Origin of the sequence: Klebsiella sp. NPDC088457 (assembly GCF_044900465.1) — a bacterium.
Taxonomy (GTDB): domain Bacteria; phylum Pseudomonadota; class Gammaproteobacteria; order Enterobacterales; family Enterobacteriaceae; genus Klebsiella.
Genome location: NZ_JBJDNH010000001.1, coordinates 35,795 through 56,597, shown reverse-complemented (window position 1 = coordinate 56,597; position 20,803 = coordinate 35,795). Strand labels below are relative to the sequence as shown.

Genomic DNA, 20,803 nt, shown 5'->3' with positions numbered 1-20,803 from the left:
GGCTGGCGCGGCGATAAGGCTATCCTGCCCCGCTTTTTATTTTTTTGATCTTTTTTGAAACTCATGTGAATTGCCGCTAATGACCCTATTGAGAGATGAAATCCGCGATCATCCGGCAGAAGAGATGCTGTTTATTCGCCGCGCGGTGATTGCGTTTCTACTGGTGGTGGTCTGTTTTGGCGTGCTGATTTTTAACCTGTACCGCTTACAGGTAAAGCAGCACGATTTTTATCAGACCCGATCGAATCAGAACGACATCAAAATGCTGCCTATCGCGCCGAGCCGTGGGCTAATTTTCGATCGCAACGGCATCCCGCTGGTGCAAAACATCACCTTGTACCGACTGCAGGTGACCCCAGGTAAAATTCCCGATATCAACGCGCTGCTGCAGGCGTTAACGCCGATCGTCGATTTAACCCCAGACGATATCGCCAGCTTCCGCGATGATATGTCCCACAACAGCCGCTACAAAGAGGTGACCTTAAAATCGGCGTTGAGCGATGTTGAAGTGGCGCGTTTTGCGGTAAACGAATTTCATTTCCCCGGCGTAACCGTGGAGAGCTATCAGCAGCGCGACTATCCCTACGGCGCAGAGCTGGCGCACGTCGTCGGCTATGTGTCGAAAATTAACGATAACGACCTGCAGAGGCTGGCCAAAAGCGGCGAGTCGGAGAATTATGCCGCTGATCGCAACATCGGCAAGCAGGGCATCGAAGGTTATTACGAGAAAGAGCTGCACGGCACCACCGGCTATCAGGAAGTGGAAGTGGATAACCACGGTCGCGTCGTGCGCTTGCTGAAAGAGGTTCCGCCGGTGGCCGGGAAAAATATCTACCTGACGCTGGATCTGCACCTGCAGCAATATATTGAAGGAGTGCTGAAGGGGCAGCGTGCGGCGGTAGTGGCGGTCGATCCGCGCGATGGCGGGGTGCTGGCGATGGTCTCCAGCCCCAGCTACGATCCGAATCCGTTTGTGAAGGGCATCGGTTATAAGGCCTACCGCGCGCTACTCGATAACCCCGATCGCCCGCTGATTAACCGCGTCACCCAAGGGCTGTATCCGCCGGCGTCGACGGTGAAACCATACATGGCGCTATCGGCGCTCTCTGCCGGGGTGATTACGCCGACCACCACTTTCTTTGGCGCACCGACCTGGACGCTGCCGGGCACCCAGCGCCGCTACCGTGACTGGCTGAAAACCGGGCATGGGATGCTGAACGTGACCAAGGCGATAGAAGAGTCGGCGGATACCTTCTTCTACCAGGTGGCGTTCGAGATGGGGATCGACCGGATCCACAGCTGGCTGAGCCAATTTGGCTACGGTCAGTCGACGGGTATCGATCTTAATGAGGAGTATGCCGGAGTGCTGCCCAGCCGCGAATGGAAGCAGAGGGTGCACAAAAAACCGTGGTATCAGGGAGATACCATTTCAGTCGGTATCGGCCAGGGCTACTGGATCGCCACGCCTATCCAGATGGTCAAGGCGCTGACCACGCTGCTTAACAACGGTAAAGTGAAAAATCCCCATCTGCTCTATTCCATGAAACGCGGTAATAAAGTGGAACGCTACCAGCCAGCGGAAAATACTCCGCAGGTCGGCGATCCGAAATCGCCGTACTGGGGTATTGTACGCAACGGGATGTACGGCATGGCGAACTTACCCAACGGGACCGGTTACAAGCTGTTCCATAGCGCACCGTATCAGATTGCGGCGAAATCCGGGACCTCGCAGGTCTTTAGCCTGAAGGAAAACCAGACCTATAACGCGAAGATGATCCCGGTCAGACTGCGTGACCATATCTTCTACACCTTGTTTGCGCCTTATCAGCATCCGAAGGTGGCGATGGCGCTGATTCTGGAAAACGGCGGCGGCGATGGGGTGGTGGCCGGGCCGACGGCGCGCGCCATTCTCGATCATATTTTTGATCCGGCCAATGCGCCGGACGTGGCCGAGGGCAGTGAAGCCGCTATTCCGCAGGTGGATAGCGCCGACGCGCAGTAGGATATTGCCCGGCCATTGTGCTGGCCGGGCATACCTTCAGGCGGTAAAGCCGCCGTCGACTTTAAGTCCTGCGCCGTTAACGTAGGAGGATTCCGGACCAGCAAGCCAGCTGACCAGATTCGCCACTTCCTCAGGGTTGCCGAGCCGTTTTTGCGGATTCGCCTGGCGTAGCCACTCGCCAATGTCACCGGTGCCCGGCGTCATATCGCTGACCACCGGCCCCGGCTGAACGTCATTCACCGTAATGCCGCGTTCGGCTAAATCCCACGCCAGCCCTCTGACCATCCGCGCCACCGCCGCTTTGGTCAACCCGTAGACGGTCGAACCGGGCGCCCCGGCTTTTTCGCCGGCGATGCTGCCGGTGGTGATAATGCGTCCGCCGCGGCGCAGATGCGCCAGCGCGGCTTTCACCGCCACAAACGGGCCGCGGACGTTAACCGCATACATGCGGTCAAAATCCGCCAGCGAAAAATCATCAATCGGGCCGGTTTTCAGCATGCCGGCGTTGTACACCAGAATATCCAGTCCGCCAAGGGCCGTCGCCGCGCGCTTGACGGCGTCGGACAGCGCGGCCGGGTCGGCGCTGTCCGCCTGCAACGCCTGCACGTTTTGCCCCGCCTGCTGAAACTCCGCCAGCCGTTGCGCAATGTGCTGAGACGGGGTAACCCACGTAAAGGCGACCGCGGCGCCGTCGGCTGCCAGCTTCGCGACAATGGCCGCGCCTATGCCGCGCGAGCCGCCAATGACCAGGGCTGTTTTCCGGAAAAAATAAAGAAAGTATTTGCTGCGCTAATATTTTCTACCAGAACCGGGAAATAGCGTGAAACGAAGAAATTACCACCCCATAATGCAAAGGTCGCAATTGAAACGGCGATGCCGCGAACGTGAATAGGGAAAATTTCAGCGATGATGACATAGGCTACCGTACCGTAAGATACGGCGAAAATTGCCACATAGGCCAGAATACAAATTAGCAAGAGCGTAGTTTGCGTTTCACTGGCGCGAAACAGCATACCTGTACAACTGAGGGTGAGAGCCATCCCTGCTGAGCCGAAAATCAGCAATGAGCGGCGGCCAACCTTATCGATTATCCACATAGAGAGCAGTGTTGAAATAACCAGCGTTAATCCGATAAGCACGGTAAAGGACATCGCACCGCTGACATCCACTCCCGCTGTTTTAAATATTTCAGGAGCGTAATAAAAAATCGCGTTGATGCCGGTAATCTGCTGAAAGAGTGCGACGCAGAAACCGATAACCAGCGCTTTGCGTAAACGCGGGGTGAATAGTTCGCTCAGCCGCGAAGGGGAATCAGTCAATAACGCGGACTTAATGGCTTCAAGCTGTTCACAGGCCGTTGCTTCATCCGGATTTATTTTGCGCAATACCTGCAGACCCTGCGCATCTCGCCCTTTACGTATCAGCCAACGTGGGCTCTCCGGCACCCAGACCAGAAGCACCAGAAAAAGGAGCGCGGGCGCAATACCCGTGGCAAAAATGAGGCGCCAGCCGTGTTCAATATTCCATGCTTCGCTGGCCTGGCTGGCAATAACTGCGGCAATGGAAAAAATCGCCAGATTACCCACACAGTTGAATAGCTGATTCAGCGAGACCAGGCGGCCGCGGATATGGGCGGGAGAGACCTCCGCAATATAGAGCGGGGCAATCGTCGTTTCCACACCGATACCGACGCCCACCAGAATGCGAAACCCCACCAGCATCTCTGAAGAGCTCGCCATGGCTTCGCCCAGCACGCCGAAGATAAAAATCAGCGCCGTCAGTAACAGGACCTTTTTTCTTCCCACGGCGTCGGAAAGCGGGCCTGCCAGCGCCACGCCGATGATACACCCGACGATGATGGATGAGGTTACCCAGCCAATACCGTCGGCATCAAGTGCGAATCTGTTTTGCAAAAAGCCAACAGAACCCGAAATACTGCCGTTATCAAAACCAAACAGGAATCCGCCGACGGCGGTAACGATTGAAATCAACAGGACGTTACGCATCCAGACGTTTTTTGCGCTGACATGTGCATGACTGACCATAATACTCTCCGTTATCAAGCGGGTGAGCGTGGCGGTATTGAAATAGCGCGTACCGCGCAACGATTTTGCAATGTTGCAAGATTGATGTTGGCCGCGAGCCCGGCAGTTGAGCTGGCGGCATTCGCGGCGCCGCAGGCTGCCGCCAGCTTCAGATGCTCGACCCAGCCAGCCTGTGGCCGGGAAAGCAGACTGGCAATCAGCCCCGCGCAGTAGGCATCTCCGGAGCCAACGGGGCTGGCGGTTATCACGGAGGGGGCGGTGAGTTCGAAATTGCCATCCGGCGTCAGGGCCTGCGTTGGGCGCGGTCCATCGGTGATAATCACGCAGCGGACCCCCTGCGCCAACCAGACTGCCGGGAGATCCTGCTGCGCTGTCGCGTTGGCCTGGCGCAGTTCATCGCGGTTGATTTTGATAATATCCGGGTGCGCGCTGGCAGCGTGCAGCAGCGCGGCTCCGTGCGTATCAAGTAGCGAAAGCACACCGCGGGCGCGTGCCAACGTGATCCAGCGCCCGTACTCGTCAGGAGGCAAGTTTTTTGCCAGCGAACCGGTGCAAATCAAAGCATCAGCATGCGCTATTTCTTGCTGCAGCAAGGTATGAAGGCGCTGATGCTCCTCCGGGCGAATTGGCGGACCTCCGGCGTTGTAGACGCTGGCGTTTTCAGGTGAATCCACTTCTGTTATCACCTCGCAGATGCGGGTGCTGCCGGCGATATCGCACCAGCATCCTTCCAGCGCCTCCTGGCGCAGAAGATCACCGCACAGCCGTCCCGTCGCGCCGCCGAGGAAGCCCAGCAGCAGTGGCGCTGGCGCATCAGGCAGGTGCTGGCGCAGCTGCTGGAGTACCCGCGCCACATTTACCCCTTTGCCCCCGGCCAGGGTTTTATCATCCAGCAAGCGATGAACCTCGCCAGGCCGTTGTTTATCAACCAGCAGCAACCGTTCGATAGCCGTATTCAACGAAGCGATGATGACTTTCATAATTGGTCCTCCCGGTGGGTGGCAATAAACCAGCTTTCACGGGCAATCATCGCTGCCCCCATTGCAACGGGTTCACTTAATTCGCTGGCGAAGAGCGGTATTTTCCAGCGGCGTTTACGGTGTTCAACCATTTCCGAACGCTGGAACAGGGAGCCCATCAGCACGGCGTCCTGGGGACGAATAGCCCCAATTTCACACATATGGGTAAGCAGCCGATAGGCGCGATCGGCAATGTGGTTGAGGGTGGCCTGAACTAACCCGGCAGGACGAATGCCGGCATGCAGATGATGCAGGGAGAAAAGTCCCTGGTCTTCGTTTTCATCGACGGAAACCGACACGCTGTTGCCGTCTGTTTCGATCAACAGATCGTGGAAAAGTGGGTCATACTCACCCTGATAGAGCAGTTCGGCGAGGGTCTGGATTATTTTCCCGGAAGGGGTTGCGCAGCCCATCACAAACTCGCCGGCTTTCCATGTGCGTTCGATGTCGATTTCAAGCTTCCAGGCAATCTGTGGATCCGGAAAGTGGGGGGTTAATACCATCAGATATTCTGAGGTGCCTATCGAATCGAAAACATGGGTCGGCTGGTTGTGCTGAACCGCTAACGCACCGACGATCTGGTCATGCCCGCCCATAAATACGCGGGCTCCCTGACACAAGGCTACCCCCGGCAGCGCTTGCGCTTGAATTTCTCCGCAGCATTCGCCGGTATCGGCCGGCATCGGGAATAGCTCTGGCGCAATCTCCAGCCGCGCCAGAGTCGGTTCATGCGGTTGCATGCTTTTTAAATCAAAGCACTGTGAATGCGTCAGTTGTGATGTGCCGCCGCGCCATTCTCCGGTTAAGCGCCATATGATAAAGCTGCCAAAGTCCACCCAGCGGTCGATATGACGCCAGATATCTCCGTGGTGTCGGCGTATCCAGCTTAATCGCTGCGGACTTTGGTTAGGCCGCGAACGCATACCGGAGATGGCATAGTGTTCCTCGCTGTCCAGCCAGCTGTGAGTCTCCTTATCCAGCGCGGAGACGGGATAGTTTTCCCACCATGCCAGGGAAGGGTAGAGAATGTCTCCGCGTTGATTAACGGCAACGGATTCTTCTTGTCCGAAAGTTCCGATAGAAAGGGCGGCCAACGGACCGCAGGCCCGCGCTTCCGCGCGGGAGTAATCGGCAATCAGTATCGCCAGCACCTGCCATACGGCTTGCGCATCGTGGAAGGTTAATCCGTCACGTTGCAGGACGGGAGTGCGGCACTTTTTCACGGGTAAAAGCGTGCCTTCCTCGCTGATACCGATGATTTTGATATGTGTGGTGCCAATATCTATACCGAGAAACCACATCGTGATGACCCTCAATGTCGCGTTTATAATCCCAGCTTGCCTGGATTCAGCGTCCCGTTAGGATCGAGTGCCTGCTTTAAGCGGCGCAACAGTAAATGTGCCGATCCGAGAGATTGGCGGGCGTATGGCGAACGTACCAGTCCTCCGCCGTGGTGATGCGAAAGTTCGGCATGGTGTTCAAGGCAAACGCGCATCGTTTCCCGCCAGATGGTTCGTAATTTTTCTACCGCCTCGCGATCGCTGTTCTCCCGTCCAAGCAGGATCATGTACATCGAGGTTCCCTGAGGATAAACGTGAGAGAAATGTGACAGAACTTCGTCTGCGAGGGGGGTCAGCACCTTGTTCAGATCGTGATACAGTCCGGCTATACCGTCCCAGGTATGAGCAATTTCGATGGTTTCGGCAAACCCCCCGTTGCTATCAAGCCGTTTTTCGACGGTAGAAAAATCAAAACGGCGATCCATCCACTTCAGCACGCCTTCGGAGCCGATTGATTTTCCGTCGTGGCGGTGGACAATCGTCATAAAAGCGTCCATTTCCGCGCGCGCGACGGCTTCCACGCCCTGGGCGCCGAGGAACATCACCGGCTTATCCTGCTGCGGATTTTGCATAGCATGCCGGGCCTCATTGGCATCATACAGGCGCAGCAGGAACGGCCGCAGCCCTGCCATGGCCTGCTCGCGCATGATCTTCAGGCCGGCATCCACGGAAGGGAGTTCCAGCGAGTCGTACAGCCGGGTCTGGGGGAGGGGGAATATTTTAAGCTGTACCGAGGTGACGATGCCAAGCGTACCTTCTGCGCCAATAAACAGCTGGCGTAGGTCCGGCCCCATTGCCGCACGTGGCGAAGCCTTAAGCCGTAGTTTTTCACCTGTAGCAAGAATGACCGTATAGGCGGTAATTAAATCTTCTATACCACCGTAGTAAGACGAAAATTGCCCGGTTGCCAATGTCGACAGCCAGCCGCCGACGCTGGACTGATACAGGGATTGCGGAGAATGGCCGAGTGTCCAGCCCATCTTCTGGAGCTCGTCTTCCAACTGACCGCCGTTATAACCGGCGGACACTTCCACGGTCAGGTTGGTGATATTGACTTCACGGCGATCCGTCATGCCGGTTAAATCCAGTACGATGCCGCCGCGAGTCGGGAGAGGCTGGCCGGTTACCGAGGATGCCAGCGCCCGAGGCGTTACCGGCGCATCATGTGCTGTCGCCAGCGCCAGTACCCGCTGGATCTGTGTTTCGTCGGTGACTTTTACCACAACATCAGCCTGATAATCATGGCATCCTAAGCGCCTGAGTTTTGTGGATAGGGGCCAGGTATCGTGACTGGATGCCTGAAGCGTGTCGCGATCGGTGAGCACCTGCGATTCAGGGAGTTCAGCTTTCAGGGCGGCGATGAGATGGGAAATGTCGGGCATACAAACTCCTGTATTGACAGTTTAAAGGAATATCCTTGCACGGTGAGCCGGATAAAAACGCGCCGGGTATATTTCATTGACAGCACGTCAATGGCTAATATACGATCAATTTGCAGAAAGCTGCAAATTGCATTTTTCATTTTTTCCCAACTTTGTGAAGGAGAGCAAAATGGATAGCCGTACCGGTAAAGCAGTTCGCTTAGGTCGTATTTTGCACCCGGAAACGGGGCGCGCGGTGGTCGTTGCCGCGTCCCACGGCGTGATGTCAGGTCCGCCATCGGGGCTGAAAACGCGTGATGAAATTGAAACCGTTTTTGCCCAGCTCCGTGGCGCAGATGGCGTCATGGTTTCGCCGGGGATGATTTCACTGGTTGAAAAAACCTTTATCGGGCGCGACCGGCCCGGTTTTGTGCTGCATCTTGACTGGAAAAATCATGCGCGTTCTATCTATACGCCGGGCAAAGATGGCCGCGGTGAAGGGGTCCTCGCGCAACTGGCTGAGATTGGCGAGGTGGCGGCATGCGGCATTGATGCGGTTATGACCTATATGTATCTTGGGCAGAAGGATACGGCGCTGGAGCAGGCGGAAATTGCGCGCAATACGCGTATTGTGCGCGAATGCGAGCGGCATGGCATTGGCGTGATTATCGAGCCGCGTTCCGCGCTGGAAGGCGTCGATCCCGATGCGCTGAGCGCCAAAGTTATGAGTCTGTATTGCCGTATCGCCGCGGATATCGGGGCGGATCTGGTCAAAGCGCTCTGGCCGGGATCCGTGGAGGATTTTGCTGCGGTAACAAGCACCTGTTATACTCCGGTGCTACTTGCCGGTGGTGCGGGTGGCGAGGATCCGCACGCAACGTTGCAACTGGCGGCGGATGCGCTTCGGGCAGGGGCCAAAGGGGTGATGTTTGGTCGACGTATTTTCCGCGCGCAGCAACCCGCCGGTGTCCTGCGTGCGCTCAATGCTGTAGTGCATGAGGATCAGAGCGTTGAACAGGCGTTACGGTATCTTGAACAGTAAAAGTCGGCGAAAACAATGACGGTTATTGCGCACGAAGCGAAGCATCTCTCTCCGGTAGCATTTATTGCCCGCTCGATTATTTCGCTCGGCTTGTCCGGGCGTCTTCCCACGACGTCCTGGTATCAGGAAGTTCTGGAGATAGGCTCCGGTACCGTCCAAAAAGCGCTACAGGAACTGAAAAAAGCCGGTGCGGTAACCCTTGTTTCTCGCGGTCACCAGGGGACCTTTGTGGTCTCCTGGGACTTTGCTTTGTTGTGGAATGCCGCGCGGATACCCCCGGTTCATATGTTGTTACCCCCTCGTGGTTCCCGGGAAGCAACGCAGGTAGCCTCAGCGCTGGTTGAGCAGTGTAGCCAATGGAGCGTCGTCACGACCGTTGGCTACCTGCGCGGCGCGCACTCACGTCTGGCCGCTTTTTCTGAAAACACCGCTGACATCGTTCTGCTTTCGTCCGGATCTGCGCAGATGTTAATGGCCGATGCTGCGGCTGAGGGTTATGAACTATTTGAAGTTGGTAATGGCAGCTACTACCGGCCTGAAAGCCTGGTGGTGGTTGAAAAAGCCGATACCGCGGCGGCTGGGCGCCTGCGCGTCGGGATTGATTTCCACTCCAGCGATCATCAGCGTCTTACCCGCGCCCAGTTTCCGGAGGCGGTATGTGAGTACGTTGAGGTGGATTTTACTCTGCTACCGCGCTCCGTATTTCTTGGGGAGATCGATACCGGTGTCTGGCACCAGGAACCCTCGCTGATCCCGCTGGATAAAATTGGCTTAAAGATGCGAGCGCTGGATAATCCTCAGGCGCTGGAGCTGGCAGACTCGATTTCCAGCGCGGTACTGGTTGTGCGTTCAAATTCACCCGTCGCGCAACTATTGCGGCAAATTGATTTTGACGCACTGAAAAGGCAGGCCATGCTGCCTTTAAACACCTCCGATCCCTATTTTGCCAACGTCCCGGATATTCTTCGTTTCCAAAAGATAGCATCCATAAAACGGCCATGATGTTGCAGGTAAAAATGTCTTTGCTGGCGGTAACGCTTATTCCAGCATGGCGTCACTCATAGATATTGGTTATTTGCCGAAACCGCCGCCTTTCGTCATAGTGAAAGGTCTGTGGTCAGCATCGAGGGTAAACGGGTTATGGCGTTGCGAAACAAGCTCCTTATTGTGCAGACCGGGGCGCCTCCGGCGGAAATCGAGGCCGAGCATGGCGATCTCCCCGTCTGGTTTAGCCGGCTGCTTGCGCCCTGGCGTCGGCAGATTTCCACCGTGCGCGTATATGCAGGGGAAGCGCTGCCCGCCCCGGACAGTCAGACCGTGGCAGTGATGACCGGCTCGTGGGCGATGGTTACCGATCGGCTGGCGTGGAGCGAGAGCACCGCGGAGTGGATCCGCGCGGCGATGGCGGTGGAGATGCCGTTATTTGGTATCTGCTACGGCCATCAGCTGATGGCCGACGCGCTGGGTGGCGAAGTGGAATACCATCCGGCGGGGCGCGAGACGGGCTGCAAAGCGATTACGCTTTCCGCCGCCGGGCGCACGGACCCGCTGTTAAGCGACCGTCCGGCGCATTTCCCCGCGCATCTCAGCCATCTGCAAACGGTTATACAGCTGCCGCCGGAGGCCACGGTGCTGGCTTCATCCGCCCACGACCCTCACCAGATCGTGCGCTACAGCCAGCATGCGCTTTCAACCCAGTTCCATCCCGAGTTCACTCCCGACATCGCGCGTTCATTGATTCAGTATCGTGACGAAGTGCTGCGGATGGAGGGGATCGACCCGCAGCAGCTGCTGGATGGGGTGGAGGAGTGTTCGACGGCGGCGGGGATCTTAACCCGCTTTGTGGCGAACTATATGGAACCGGACAGTCCGCAGGTTTAATCTCCCGCGCTGCACAGCACCCGCCAACGTCGCCGCTGGCGGCTTAACTGTTGCTGCAGCGCGAGCAGGTCCTGCCGCTGCAGCGCATCAATCTCTTGCTGCGTAAACGTCGCCAGCTGCTGCCGCTGGCGTAGGGCCTGCAATGCCGCGGTTCCGGCCTCCGGCTGAGCGGCAATCAGCGCTTTCAGGCGCAACTTCAACTGAGCGAAATGCGTTTCATCTGGCACAGGCAGCGTCCGTAAAAAGCGTTTGCAGTGCGCCAGCAGGCTGCTTACGCTGCGGTCCGGCGATTGCAGGGCAAACAGCAGCCCCTCCCGGTCGGCGCAGCGCAGGTAACGGCAGCTGACCACATAGCCTATCTGTAGCTCAACGCGCAGACGCTGAAAGAACAGCGGCTCGCACAGCAGCGCCAGCGCCCGCAATGCCGCCAGCGACCCGCCGTCGGGTAAGGGAATAAACAGCAGCAGCGCGCTGTCATCGCTGGTGTGGGTCAGGCGCGTCACCCCGGCGGGAGACGCCTCCAGCGGCCCGACGTCGGAGGCGTTGACCGGCGTGGGCAGTACGCTCAGGCGCCGGGCCAGGAGCTGACAGGTGGCGTCACTCCCACCCGCCAGCGCCGCCAGCCAGCCGCGTGTGGGCGGCTGGGTTTGCAGGCTGTCGGCCAGGTGATTGAGCAGATGGCGGATAGCTACGCTTTCCTGCGCCGGCGCGTCGGCATCCCCGCCCGATGCGGCGAGCACCTGCAGAATCGCCGCCAGTATCCCCTCGACGGTAGCCACCGCTTCAGGTAGGCGCAGCATCAGCTGCCAGACGCCCTCTACCGGGCGCCATTCGCCGTGGCCGCCGAGGTGGCGGAGTTCGGCGAACAGCGGACGTAGCCGCTGCCCCCGATGCTGACCCTCGGCGTAGCTAAAATTACTGCCGAAGGCGGGGCGTAAAATCAGCGTCGTCGGGTGCTGACCCGCCTGAATATGCACCAGCGGCACGCTTGTTTCAGGTAATGGCGGCGTAGCGGCGGGGTGGTGATGCGGGTAAAAGATAAAATCCGCCGTCGCAGGTGCGGTCGGCTGCGGCTGCCAGCGGGTTAATGGCAGAGTGAAGCCTTGCGTGGTCACCGTACGGGAGACGCTCTCTTTTGTACAGCGCAGACGCACCGCCGGCGCGGCGGCCAGCCGGGCGCAAAAGGCGGCAAAGTCCACGGGCTGCGCCAGCGGCGCAAAGCCGAACGCCCGCTGCCGCAGCTGCTCCAGCGGCGAAAGGTCGGCAAAACGCTGGCGGGCCAGACGGTAATAGTGGTTCTGCTGCGTCTGCGTGGTGGACTGCAGCGCCTGAAGCCACGTCGGCAGCAGGGCGTTTATGCCTTCCGCGTCATCGCCGCTGAAAGCCAGCGCCAGCCAGCCGGTAACCTCATCCTGATACAACCATTTAAGCTCAACATCGTAAGCGGCATCGCGTTCGCGGAGCGTGGCCAGCAGGCTCCCCGGGGCCGCGTCGAGTAAAAACTCGCGCAATAACGTGACGTTGTCACCTACGTGCTGAAGCAATGGACAGTACCAGAAGCCAGCCGGTGCCGGAGTTTCCAGCTGCAGGTAGCGGTCGTGAGCCAGCAGAATCGGCGGCGACGGATGCGGAGCCGCGCCAGCGGGCAAGTCGGCGCAAAACTCCGCGGCCAGCGCTTCCAGTTCCTCCAGCGACTGCGGCCCCTGCAGCCATAGCTGCATCGTATTGCTGATGTAATGGCGCTGATGGAAGGCGGTCAGCGCTTCGCGTAATGCCTGCCGCTCGCCGGCGAAGCTTTCCGCGCTCCCGACCTGAAACCGTTGAAAACCGGCGGGCGCCTGTACGCCGTGAAAAACCGCGGCTTCGCGGCGGGAAGGGTCATGTTGCTGAATCAGCCGATTTTCGGCATCAATGACCGCGATCTCCTGCTCAATTGCCGCAGGTTCCAGCGTGGGCGCCAGCAGCATATCCTGCAAGCGCCGCACGCCGTCGGCGAGCAGCGGGGCATCCACCTCGAAAAACCAGGCGCTGCGGCGGGCCTGGGTGGTGGCATTGACGCTGCCGCCGACCCGCTGGATCCAGCTCATCAGGCGGCTATCGTCGGGATAACGGCGGCTACCGGTAAACAGCAGGTGCTCCAGCAGATGCGCCAGCCCCGGCCAGCGTTCGGGTTCATCGTGGCTCCCGGCGGCCACCTGCACTAACGCCGCCGCGCGTGAGGCTCCGGCCTGATGAACCAGCGAGATCCGCAGGCCGTCCGGGCGAACAATGGCGCGCGACGTTGGCTGCATTACGATACCCGGGTTTTATAGATCAGCTGCGACTGCGTACGGTTACGGAACTGCAGCTGGCCGATTTTCATATCGCTACAGGCCGCTTCACGTCGCGCGTCGAGAATTTTGTCATGATGCGGCGATTTGCTGCACACCGGGTCGGCGTTATCGGCGTTGCCGGTGAGCATAAAGGCCTGGCAGCGACAGCCGCCGAAGTCTTTCTCTTTTTCGTCGCAGGAGCGGCAGGGCTCCGGCATCCAGTCGAAGCCGCGATAGCGGTTAAAGCCGAAGGAGTTGTACCAGATATCTTGCAGACTGTGCTCCAGCACCGACGGAAATTCGACCGGCAGCTGACGGGCGCTATGGCACGGCAGCGCCGTGCCTTCCGGCGTGACGCTGAGGAAAATCGACCCCCAGCCGCCCATACAGCCTTTGGGGCGCTCTTCGTAATAATCCGGGGTTACAAACAGCAGGTTGGTCAAATTGCCGCTGGCGCTCATTCGCTCGCGGTATTCGGCGACCACTTTTTCCGCCCGCGCAATCTGTTCGCGGGTCGGAAGCAGCCCCTGGCGGTTGAGATACGCCCAGCCGTAAAACTGGCAGGTGGCCAGCTCGACGTCGTCGGCTTCCAGCTCGATGCAAAGATCGATAATTTTGTCGATCTGATCGATATTGTGGCGATGCAAAACGAAGTTCAGCACCATCGGGTAGTCACGAGCTTTCACCGCCCTGGCCATCGCCAGCTTTTGCTGGAAGGCCTTTTTGTTACCAGCCAGCGCGGCGTTCAGCGTCTCATCGCTGGCCTGAAAGCTTATCTGGATATGGTCCAGACCGGCCTCGCTGAAGGCGTCGAGCTTGCTCTCGGTCAAACCGATACCCGAGGTGATCAGGTTGGTGTAAAACCCGAGGTCGCGTGCGGCGCGGATCAGCTCCGGCAGGTCTTTACGGGTCAGCGGCTCGCCGCCGGAAAAGCCCATCTGGACGCTGCCCATCGCCCGCGCCTGACGGAAAACCTCGATCCACTGTGCCGTGGTCAGCTCTTTGTCCTGCTGAGCAAAATCCAGTGGATTTGAACAGTAGGGGCACTGCAGCGGGCAGCGGTAGGTCAGCTCCGCCAGCAGCCATAGCGGCGGGTTAACGCCGGGTTTATTTTGCTTCACTAAACTTTATCCACTTCTGTTCATAGGCGATCTGCAAAAACTCTTTGACGTCGTCATCGACGCCGCCCGCTTCCGGAAAACGGGCGTTCAGCTCGGCAATCACCGCGGCGACGCTGCGTTGACCGTCCACCAGTTCGAGAATCGCGGCGGCGGTTTCATTGAGTTTAGCCATTCCTTCCGGATAGAGGATCACATGGCTGTCCTGGGCGGCTTCCCACTGCAGACGGTAGCCGCGGCGGAAGGCGACAATAGCGGTTTCGTTCATCGGTTATACCAGTCGGGTAGTGTGCCAGGCCGCCTTGTCGGTGACCGTGTGGTAGGGCGGGCGCTGCAGTTCGTAGGCCATGGTCATCGCATCGAGCATCGACCACAGGATATCCAGTTTAAACTGCAGGATCTCCAGCATGCGGTTTTGTTGGGCGACGGTGATGCAGAATTCTTTCGCCAGCGCGAGGCCGTGTTCGACGTCGCGGTTCGCCTGGCTCAGGCGGCTGCGGAAGTAAAAATAGCCTTCTTCTTTGATCCACGGGTAGTGCTGCGGCCAGCTGTCGAGGCGCGACTGGTGAATCTGCGGGGCAAACAGTTCGGTCAGCGAGCTACAGGCCGCCTCCTGCCAGTTCGCGCGGCGGGCAAAATTGACATAGGCATCCACCGCGAAACGAACGCCCGGCAGCACATGACGTTCCGACAGCAGCGCCTCGCGGCTCAGACCGACCGCTTCGCCCAGCTGCAGCCACGCTTCAATTCCGCCTTCTTCGCCGTTGCTGCCGTCATGGTCGAGGATCCGCTGAACCCATTTGCGCCGGGTGTGCGGATCCGGGCAGTTGGCCATGATCGCCGCGTCTTTGAGCGGAATATTGGTCTGGTAGTAAAAACGGTTCGCCACCCAGCCCTGAATCTGCTCTCGCGTCGCCTGGCCGTTATGCATCGCGATATGGTAGGGATGATGAATGTGGTAATAGGCGCCTTTGGCGCGTAGCGCCTGCTCGAACGCCTCTGGCGTCAGGGTGTCAGTTATCAGCATAGTTCAGTCCTGAAGGTAAATACTCATCCCGTCCCGGCTCACTTCAATGCCCTGTTGCGTCAGGGCGAGGTGCTGCGCAGACTGCTCGTTCAGGATTGGGTTGGTATTATTAATATGAATAAGAATTTTGCGTTTTGCCGGCAGTGACGCCAGTAATGCCACCAGACCGTGTTCTTCGCCGAGGGCCAGATGGCCCATATCTCTGCCGGTGTTGCGCCCGACGCCGGTGGCCTGCAGTTCATTGTCCTGCCAGACGGTGCCGTCAATCAGCAGACAGTCGGCTTTACGCAGCCACGGAAGAATCGCCTCATCCGGCTCGCCGAGACCCGGCGCATAGAACAGGGTCTGGCCGTTGGCGCGGTTTTCGATGAAGAGCGCCACGTTATGGCCCGGCAGCGGCCGGTTGCGATACGGCGAATAGGGCGGCGCGTTGCTGATAATCGGAATGGCCGTAAAGGCGAGATCCAGGCAGGCATCGACCTTAAAAGCGCTCAGCGGCGTCACGGGATGGTGAACCAGGCCGCCGTTCCAGTGCTGCAGCATGGTAAAAATCGGGAAACCGGTGCACAGATCCTCATGGACCTCCGGCGTGCACCACACCTGATGCGGGCAGCCTTCGCGCAGGCTTAATAGCCCGGTGGTGTGGTCAATCTGGCTATCCGTCAGAATAATGCCGCCAATGGCGGTGCCGCGCAGGACCCCTTTTTTATTTAATTCCGGGGTGTGGGCGATCTGCTGGCTGATATCGGGCGAAGCGTTGCACAGCACCCAATCTTCGCCATTATCGCTGACGATAATCGACGACTGGGTGCGCGGGGTGGCCTGAATGGTCCCGTTGCGCACGCCATGACAGTTGGGGCAGTTACAATTCCACTGCGGAAAACCTCCGCCGGCCGCGGAGCCAAGGACTTTTATAAACATGAAGACGGACCAGATAGTAAAACAAAATGCCCGCGCGAACGGCGGGCAGAACGATTAGCGGTTGGAGATGTACAGCGTCACTTCCAGACCCAGACGTAAATCGATAAAGGCAGGTTTCTTCCACATAGTATTTTTCCTCTAAACAGGGTTAACGACTCAGATAAAAAGAGTCATAGCCGACAAATAGTGCGCCTCTGGGTGACAGAGATCAACCCGGAATATGTAAGGAATTAACGCTATGTTTACAATACAACCTATTGTTGCCAAACATTTTTTAATACACGTAACCAGTTGCCTGACGCCAGCTTATCCAGCACCAATTGATCATAGCCGTGATGACGCAACGCCTTGAACAGTCTGGGTAAACCCCTGACATCCTCTAATTCGTCCGGTAGGGTGATGCCGTCAAAATCTGAGCCCAGCGCCACGTGGTCGACACCCATTTTGTTAATAAGATAGTCGATATGGCGGACCACCACCGTTAACGGCGTATCGCTGTCGCGTTGGCCGTCGGCGCGCAGAAAGGCATTACCAAAATTGACGCCCACCACGCCGCCGCTATCGCGGATCGCGAGCAGCTGAGCGTCGGTCAGGTTACGCGGCTGCGGACAGAGCGCATGAGCGTTGGAGTGGCTGGCTACCAGCGGCGCCGTTGAGTGGCGGGCGGTATCCCAGAAGGCTTTCTCGTTCATGTGCGAGACGTCGATTTGCATCCGCAGCGCATTGGCCTGACGAATCAGCGCCACCCCCTCCGCGGTTAACCCCGGGCCGCTATCAGGGCTGCCGGGGAAGGGACCGGTTACCCCTTCCCCGAAGCGGTTCGCCAGGTTCCAGAACGGACCGATGCTGCGAACGCCTGCGGCATAAAACGCCTGCAGATCTTCGCCAGCGCCATCCAGCCCGCCGGCGCCTTCGATATGCGCGACCATCGCCAGGACGCTATCCTGCCGGCAGCGCGCAATGTCCGCGGCGGTCAGGCATAGCCGCGCCCGGCCGGCCGACTCCGCCACGATGCGTTGCAGAATCGCCAGCTGTTGCCAGAGGATGTTCAGCGGATCCCAGGGCTGGTTAGCGTAGCGCGGGGCCATGCGGGCGATATACGCCTGCGGCGGGACAAACAGAGCGAACAGGCCGCCGCCAAAGCCGCCTTGCCGCATGCGGGGATAATCCAGATGCCCCTGCGCGATACCGTCGAAAAAGGCCTGAACCGGCTCTTCGCGGTGATGCAGCCACAGATTGAGCAGCAGATCGTTGTGACCATCAAAAACCAACATAACGTGCAGACACCTTGTTCTTTCATCAACCGTTAATGGCGAGACAAACTACCGGATCTCCGCGGTGGCGCAAGCTCGAATTGACAAGCCAGCAACAAATGCCCCTTTTCACGATGCCATCGCTATGTATCACATTGTATCTGGCGGGGCATGCAATACATCACGATGCAAAACCCCGGCTTTCTCCGCATATGCCGGATACAAAACCTTGTTTAACTGTGTGCGTACGTTCTTATGTCCGCAATTAACAGGTGGGTTTAGTGATGAACAGATTATCCCTGATACGTAAAAGTAGCGCGCTGCTGCTGTCGCTTTCAGCGCTGTGCTCAGCCGGCGTTTGCGCGGCGGAAGATGCCGCGGCGTTTGAGCATATTCAACAGATCAACGCCGGCGATCTGAATATCGGCTATGTCGATATGGGCCCACGCGACGGGCAGGCGGTTATTCTGCTGCACGGCTGGCCGTATGACATTCATAGCTATGCCGTCGTCGCGCCCGCGCTGGCGGAAAAAGGTTTTCGGGTCATCGTGCCGTATCTGCGCGGTTATGGCAGTACGCGTTTTCTTGCAGCCAGCACGCCGCGTAACGGGCAGCCGTCGGCCATGGCGGCGGATATTGTCCATCTGATGGACGCCTTACACATCAAGCAGGCCGATTTTGCCGGATTTGACTGGGGGGCGCGTACCGCCGATATCGTGGCCGCCCTATGGCCGGAGCGGGTCAAATCGCTGGTTTCGGTGAGCGGGTATCTGATCGGCAGCCAGCAGGTTGGCGCGAAACCGCTGCCGCCGGAGGCAGAACTGTCATGGTGGTATCAGTTCTATTTCGCCACCGCGCGCGGGGAGGCCGGGTATCGCCAGAATACGCATGCTTTTGCCAGGCTGATCTGGCGCCAGGCGTCGCCAGGCTGGGACTTCAGCGATGCCGCGTTTACGCAAAGCGCTAAAGCGCTCGATAACCCGGATCACGTGGCGGTGACTATCAGCAACTATCGCTGGCGCCTTGGTCTCGAGAAGGGGGAACAGAAATACGCGGCCTACGAGCAAAAGCTGGCGCAACTGCCGACCATCGGCGTCCCGACTCTTACCCTCGAAGGGGATAATAACGGCGCGCCGCATCCGACGCCCGCCAGCTATCGGGCGAAATTTACCGGTAAATATGAACATCGCACGTTAACCGGCAACATCGGCCACAATCCGCCGCAGGAGGCCCCTGACGATTTTGTTAACGCCGTGGTCGATGCCGATCATCTATAGCCCGCCCGCCGGAAGCGGTGAGTTGCGCTTCCGGCGCCAGCGCATATTCTTTTGGAGTCGATATGATTGTGAGTGGAGCCGGCAGTGGAACACATTGACCATATTTTGGTTGTCGATGACGACCGCGATATTCGCGAACTGGTGAGCGATTATCTGCATAAATCGGGCTATCGTGCCACCGGGGCCGCCAACGGCAAAGCGATGTGGTCGGTGTTACAGACCCGGCAGGTGGATCTGATCGTGCTGGATATTATGCTGCCCGGCGATGATGGCCTGATCCTCTGCCGTCAGCTGCGCAGCCACGGCCAACGGAATATCCCGGTGCTGATGTTGACCGCGCGCACGGAGGACAGCGACCGGATTCTGGGCCTCGAAATGGGAGCCGACGACTATCTGGTTAAACCGTTTGTCGCTCGCGAGCTGCTGGCGCGGATTAAAGCCATTCTGCGGCGCACGCGGGCGCTGCCGCCCAATCTGCAAATTACCGAGGCGGGGCGGCTGATTGCCTTCGGCGACTGGCTGCTGGATACCTCCGCGCGCCACCTGCTGGATGACAGCGGAGCCATCGTCGCCTTGAGCGGGGCGGAGTACCGGCTGCTGCGGGTCTTTCTCGACCACCCGCAGCGGGTGCTGAACCGCGATCAGCTGCTGAATCTGACTCAGGGGCGCGATGCGGAGCTGTTTGAGCGCTCCATCGATCTGCTGGTGAGCCGGTTGCGCCAACGGCTGCGCGAAGATGCCCGCGAACCGGCCTACATCAAAACCGTGCGTAGCGAAGGCTATGTGCTCGCGGTCGCGGTCTCGATTCGCGAGGCCCGGGAATGACGTTCTGGCCCGGCTCGCTGCGGTCCCGGCTGATGCTGATGATGTTCCTCGCGCTACTGCTGGCGAATGCGCTGACCCTGTCGCTGCTGTTTTATGAGCGCATGAGCAGCGCCCGCAGCGTGATGCTGGGAAATCTGCAATACGATGTGGCCACCAGCGTGGCGATCCTCGACCGGCTGCCTGCCGCCGAGCGTCCGCAGTGGCTGGCGCGGCTGGCGCGCGGGAACTACCGCTATCAGCTCTCCGCCGGCGTCAGCGGCGATTATCCCACCAGCTGGCGTTCCCGCGACGCGGTGCGTTCGCTGCAAGAGTCGCTCAGCGGCAGCTATCCGCTGAGTATTATCGCGGTGCCCGGCCCGCGTGAGCATATTCAGGCCCACATCACCCTGCATGACGGCGCGCCGCTGAGTCTTGATTTATGGCCGCGGCTGCCCGCCATTGCCCGCTGGCTGCCGGCGCTGCTGGTCGCCCAGTTCCTGCTGCTGCTGGCCTGCGCCTGGTACGCCGTACGCCAGGTGGTGAGCCCGATGACCCGCTTCACCGACGCCATTGACGCCCTGCAACCGGCGGCCCACGTTCCTGGTATGATGGCGGAACAGGGGCCACGGGAGGTGCAGCATGCCGCCCGCGCGTTCAACGCGATGCAGACGCGGATCCACGACCATTTGCAGGAACGGGCGCGGATCCTGGCGGCGATCTCCCACGATCTCCAGACGCCGATGACGCGGATGAAGCTGCGGGTGGAAATGGCGGGAGCGCCGGAGCTGCGCGATAAGCTCCTGCAGGATCTCGATAATATGAGCCGGCTGGTCAGGGAAGGGATCGCCTTTGCCCGTTCGGCGCAGCCGCTCGAAGAGCCGCGCCAGCGCCTGGATGTCAATGCCTTTCTCGACAGCATCGCCTGCGATTACGCCGATGTCGGCAGGCCGGTGCTCTTTCATCCCGCCAGGGAAGCCGCCGCGGTGCTGCTCCCGCCGCAGGCGCTACGACGCATCATGACCAATCTGATCGATAACGGGCTCAAGTTCGGGGGACGGGTAGATATCAGGCTGCTTTATAGCCGTCGCGGCGACCTGACCATTCAGGTGCTGGACCAGGGGCCGGGGATCCCGGAGGAGGCGCTGGAAGCCGTTCTGCAGCCGTTCTACCGTCTGGAAAACTCGCGCAATCGGGATACCGGCGGCACCGGTCTGGGGCTGGCGATTGCCGCTCAGCTGGCGGGCCAGATGCAGGGACAACTCCTGCTGCGCAACCGGGCGCAGGGGGGACTGGAAGCCAGTCTTCTGCTCGCCGCCGCCACCTTGTATCCTTCTGTATCCGGCGCGGCTGCAGATACCTGAACTGACAAAACCGCGCTGTTTCAGACACTTCGTCAATACA

Annotated in this window: 19 protein-coding genes; 7 read left to right on the top strand and 12 right to left on the bottom strand. The window is 59.0% G+C overall.

The window, feature by feature from the left end; all coding sequences use genetic code 11:
• Positions 1-79: 79 nt before the first annotated feature.
• Complete coding sequence (mrdA, locus tag ACI2JR_RS00270) at positions 80-2,002, top strand: penicillin-binding protein 2 (protein WP_165905760.1); 1,923 nt, start codon at positions 80-82, stop codon at positions 2,000-2,002.
• 36 nt (positions 2,003-2,038) lie between these two features.
• Here the strand turns inward: mrdA and ACI2JR_RS00265 are convergent, their stop codons facing one another.
• From ACI2JR_RS00265 to ACI2JR_RS00245, 5 genes are read right to left on the bottom strand one after another with little or no spacing between them, the layout of a single operon-like run.
• The gene (locus ACI2JR_RS00265) at positions 2,039-2,704 is read right to left on the bottom strand and encodes an SDR family NAD(P)-dependent oxidoreductase (protein ID WP_462477724.1); all 666 of its coding nucleotides are present in this window, start codon (positions 2,702-2,704) and stop codon (positions 2,039-2,041) included.
• Positions 2,705-2,724: 20 nt separating this feature from the next.
• The gene (locus ACI2JR_RS00260) at positions 2,725-4,047 is read right to left on the bottom strand and encodes a sugar porter family MFS transporter (RefSeq protein WP_462477546.1); all 1,323 of its coding nucleotides are present in this window, start codon (positions 4,045-4,047) and stop codon (positions 2,725-2,727) included.
• Between the two features lie 14 nt (positions 4,048-4,061).
• Entirely contained in the window at positions 4,062-5,027 is a 966-nt protein-coding gene (locus ACI2JR_RS00255; protein WP_462477545.1) for a 1-phosphofructokinase family hexose kinase, read from the bottom strand.
• Positions 5,024-6,367, bottom strand: coding sequence for an L-fuculokinase (locus ACI2JR_RS00250; RefSeq protein ID WP_462477544.1), 1,344 nt, complete (start codon positions 6,365-6,367; stop codon positions 5,024-5,026). The genes ACI2JR_RS00255 and ACI2JR_RS00250 overlap by 4 nt, the downstream gene beginning before the upstream one ends.
• Before the next feature lie 23 nt (positions 6,368-6,390).
• Positions 6,391-7,788 (bottom strand): FAD-binding oxidoreductase, encoded by a 1,398-nt coding sequence (locus ACI2JR_RS00245; RefSeq protein WP_462477543.1) that lies wholly within the window; start codon positions 7,786-7,788, stop codon positions 6,391-6,393.
• A 169-nt stretch (positions 7,789-7,957) separates the two neighbouring features.
• Between ACI2JR_RS00245 and ACI2JR_RS00240 the strand changes: the two genes are divergently transcribed.
• From ACI2JR_RS00240 to ACI2JR_RS00230, 3 genes are all read left to right on the top strand, one after another.
• Positions 7,958-8,809, top strand: a complete 852-nt coding sequence (locus tag ACI2JR_RS00240; RefSeq protein WP_462477542.1) for a class I fructose-bisphosphate aldolase — start codon at positions 7,958-7,960, stop codon at positions 8,807-8,809.
• 15 nt (positions 8,810-8,824) lie between these two features.
• Positions 8,825-9,811 carry a YhfZ family protein gene (locus tag ACI2JR_RS00235; protein ID WP_462477541.1) on the top strand — a complete coding sequence of 329 codons (987 nt, stop codon included), beginning with the start codon at positions 8,825-8,827 and terminating at the stop codon, positions 9,809-9,811.
• A 138-nt stretch (positions 9,812-9,949) separates the two neighbouring features.
• Positions 9,950-10,690, top strand: coding sequence for a glutamine amidotransferase (locus ACI2JR_RS00230; RefSeq protein WP_462477540.1), 741 nt, complete (start codon positions 9,950-9,952; stop codon positions 10,688-10,690).
• Here the strand turns inward: ACI2JR_RS00230 and pqqF are convergent.
• The 7 genes from pqqF to ACI2JR_RS00195 form a co-directional block, all read right to left on the bottom strand.
• Positions 10,687-12,981 (bottom strand): pyrroloquinoline quinone biosynthesis protein PqqF, encoded by a 2,295-nt coding sequence (gene pqqF, locus ACI2JR_RS00225; protein WP_462477539.1) that lies wholly within the window; start codon positions 12,979-12,981, stop codon positions 10,687-10,689. The genes ACI2JR_RS00230 and pqqF overlap by 4 nt on opposite strands.
• The gene (gene pqqE, locus ACI2JR_RS00220; protein ID WP_462477538.1) at positions 12,981-14,123 is read right to left on the bottom strand and encodes a pyrroloquinoline quinone biosynthesis protein PqqE; all 1,143 of its coding nucleotides are present in this window, start codon (positions 14,121-14,123) and stop codon (positions 12,981-12,983) included. Before pqqE ends, pqqF begins: the two co-directional genes overlap by 1 nt.
• Complete coding sequence (gene pqqD, locus ACI2JR_RS00215) at positions 14,110-14,388, bottom strand: pyrroloquinoline quinone biosynthesis peptide chaperone PqqD (RefSeq protein ID WP_132730967.1); 279 nt, start codon at positions 14,386-14,388, stop codon at positions 14,110-14,112. Before pqqD ends, pqqE begins: the two co-directional genes overlap by 14 nt.
• A gap of 3 nt (positions 14,389-14,391) precedes the next feature.
• On the bottom strand, positions 14,392-15,147 hold the full coding sequence (pqqC, locus tag ACI2JR_RS00210) for a pyrroloquinoline-quinone synthase PqqC (RefSeq protein WP_132730968.1): 756 nt from the start codon (positions 15,145-15,147) through the stop codon (positions 14,392-14,394).
• A 3-nt stretch (positions 15,148-15,150) separates the two neighbouring features.
• On the bottom strand, positions 15,151-16,068 hold the full coding sequence (gene pqqB / locus ACI2JR_RS00205) for a pyrroloquinoline quinone biosynthesis protein PqqB (protein ID WP_462477537.1): 918 nt from the start codon (positions 16,066-16,068) through the stop codon (positions 15,151-15,153).
• A gap of 54 nt (positions 16,069-16,122) precedes the next feature.
• Positions 16,123-16,194, bottom strand: a complete 72-nt coding sequence (pqqA, locus tag ACI2JR_RS00200) for a pyrroloquinoline quinone precursor peptide PqqA (protein WP_002905689.1) — start codon at positions 16,192-16,194, stop codon at positions 16,123-16,125.
• A 128-nt stretch (positions 16,195-16,322) separates the two neighbouring features.
• A complete protein-coding gene (locus ACI2JR_RS00195) occupies positions 16,323-17,342 on the bottom strand; it encodes a dipeptidase (RefSeq protein WP_462477536.1) in 1,020 nt (339 codons plus the stop codon).
• Between the two features lie 263 nt (positions 17,343-17,605).
• Here ACI2JR_RS00195 and ACI2JR_RS00190 point away from each other — a divergent pair, with 263 nt between their 5' ends.
• The 3 genes from ACI2JR_RS00190 to ACI2JR_RS00180 all read left to right on the top strand — a co-directional run bounded on the left by ACI2JR_RS00190 (position 17,606) and on the right by ACI2JR_RS00180 (position 20,763).
• Entirely contained in the window at positions 17,606-18,598 is a 993-nt protein-coding gene (locus ACI2JR_RS00190) for an alpha/beta fold hydrolase (protein WP_462477535.1), read from the top strand.
• Between the two features lie 84 nt (positions 18,599-18,682).
• On the top strand, positions 18,683-19,423 hold the full coding sequence (locus ACI2JR_RS00185; RefSeq protein WP_132730972.1) for a response regulator: 741 nt from the start codon (positions 18,683-18,685) through the stop codon (positions 19,421-19,423).
• Positions 19,420-20,763 carry a sensor histidine kinase gene (locus tag ACI2JR_RS00180; RefSeq protein ID WP_462477534.1) on the top strand — a complete coding sequence of 448 codons (1,344 nt, stop codon included), beginning with the start codon at positions 19,420-19,422 and terminating at the stop codon, positions 20,761-20,763. The genes ACI2JR_RS00185 and ACI2JR_RS00180 overlap by 4 nt, the downstream gene beginning before the upstream one ends.
• The last annotated feature ends 40 nt before the right edge of the window (positions 20,764-20,803 follow it).

Coding starts and splice junctions, on each gene's coding strand:
- mrdA (WP_165905760.1), top strand. CDS start 80: ATGACCCTATTGAGAGATGAAATCCGCGATCATCCGGCAGAAGAGATG.
- ACI2JR_RS00260 (WP_462477546.1), bottom strand. CDS start 4,047: ATGGTCAGTCATGCACATGTCAGCGCAAAAAACGTCTGGATGCGTAAC.
- ACI2JR_RS00255 (WP_462477545.1), bottom strand. CDS start 5,027: ATGAAAGTCATCATCGCTTCGTTGAATACGGCTATCGAACGGTTGCTG.
- ACI2JR_RS00250 (WP_462477544.1), bottom strand. CDS start 6,367: ATGTGGTTTCTCGGTATAGATATTGGCACCACACATATCAAAATCATC.
- ACI2JR_RS00245 (WP_462477543.1), bottom strand. CDS start 7,788: ATGCCCGACATTTCCCATCTCATCGCCGCCCTGAAAGCTGAACTCCCT.
- ACI2JR_RS00240 (WP_462477542.1), top strand. CDS start 7,958: ATGGATAGCCGTACCGGTAAAGCAGTTCGCTTAGGTCGTATTTTGCAC.
- ACI2JR_RS00235 (WP_462477541.1), top strand. CDS start 8,825: ATGACGGTTATTGCGCACGAAGCGAAGCATCTCTCTCCGGTAGCATTT.
- ACI2JR_RS00230 (WP_462477540.1), top strand. CDS start 9,950: ATGGCGTTGCGAAACAAGCTCCTTATTGTGCAGACCGGGGCGCCTCCG.
- pqqF (WP_462477539.1), bottom strand. CDS start 12,981: ATGCAGCCAACGTCGCGCGCCATTGTTCGCCCGGACGGCCTGCGGATC.
- pqqD (WP_132730967.1), bottom strand. CDS start 14,388: ATGAACGAAACCGCTATTGTCGCCTTCCGCCGCGGCTACCGTCTGCAG.
- pqqC (WP_132730968.1), bottom strand. CDS start 15,147: ATGCTGATAACTGACACCCTGACGCCAGAGGCGTTCGAGCAGGCGCTA.
- pqqB (WP_462477537.1), bottom strand. CDS start 16,068: ATGTTTATAAAAGTCCTTGGCTCCGCGGCCGGCGGAGGTTTTCCGCAG.
- ACI2JR_RS00195 (WP_462477536.1), bottom strand. CDS start 17,342: ATGTTGGTTTTTGATGGTCACAACGATCTGCTGCTCAATCTGTGGCTG.
- ACI2JR_RS00190 (WP_462477535.1), top strand. CDS start 17,606: ATGAACAGATTATCCCTGATACGTAAAAGTAGCGCGCTGCTGCTGTCG.
- ACI2JR_RS00180 (WP_462477534.1), top strand. CDS start 19,420: ATGACGTTCTGGCCCGGCTCGCTGCGGTCCCGGCTGATGCTGATGATG.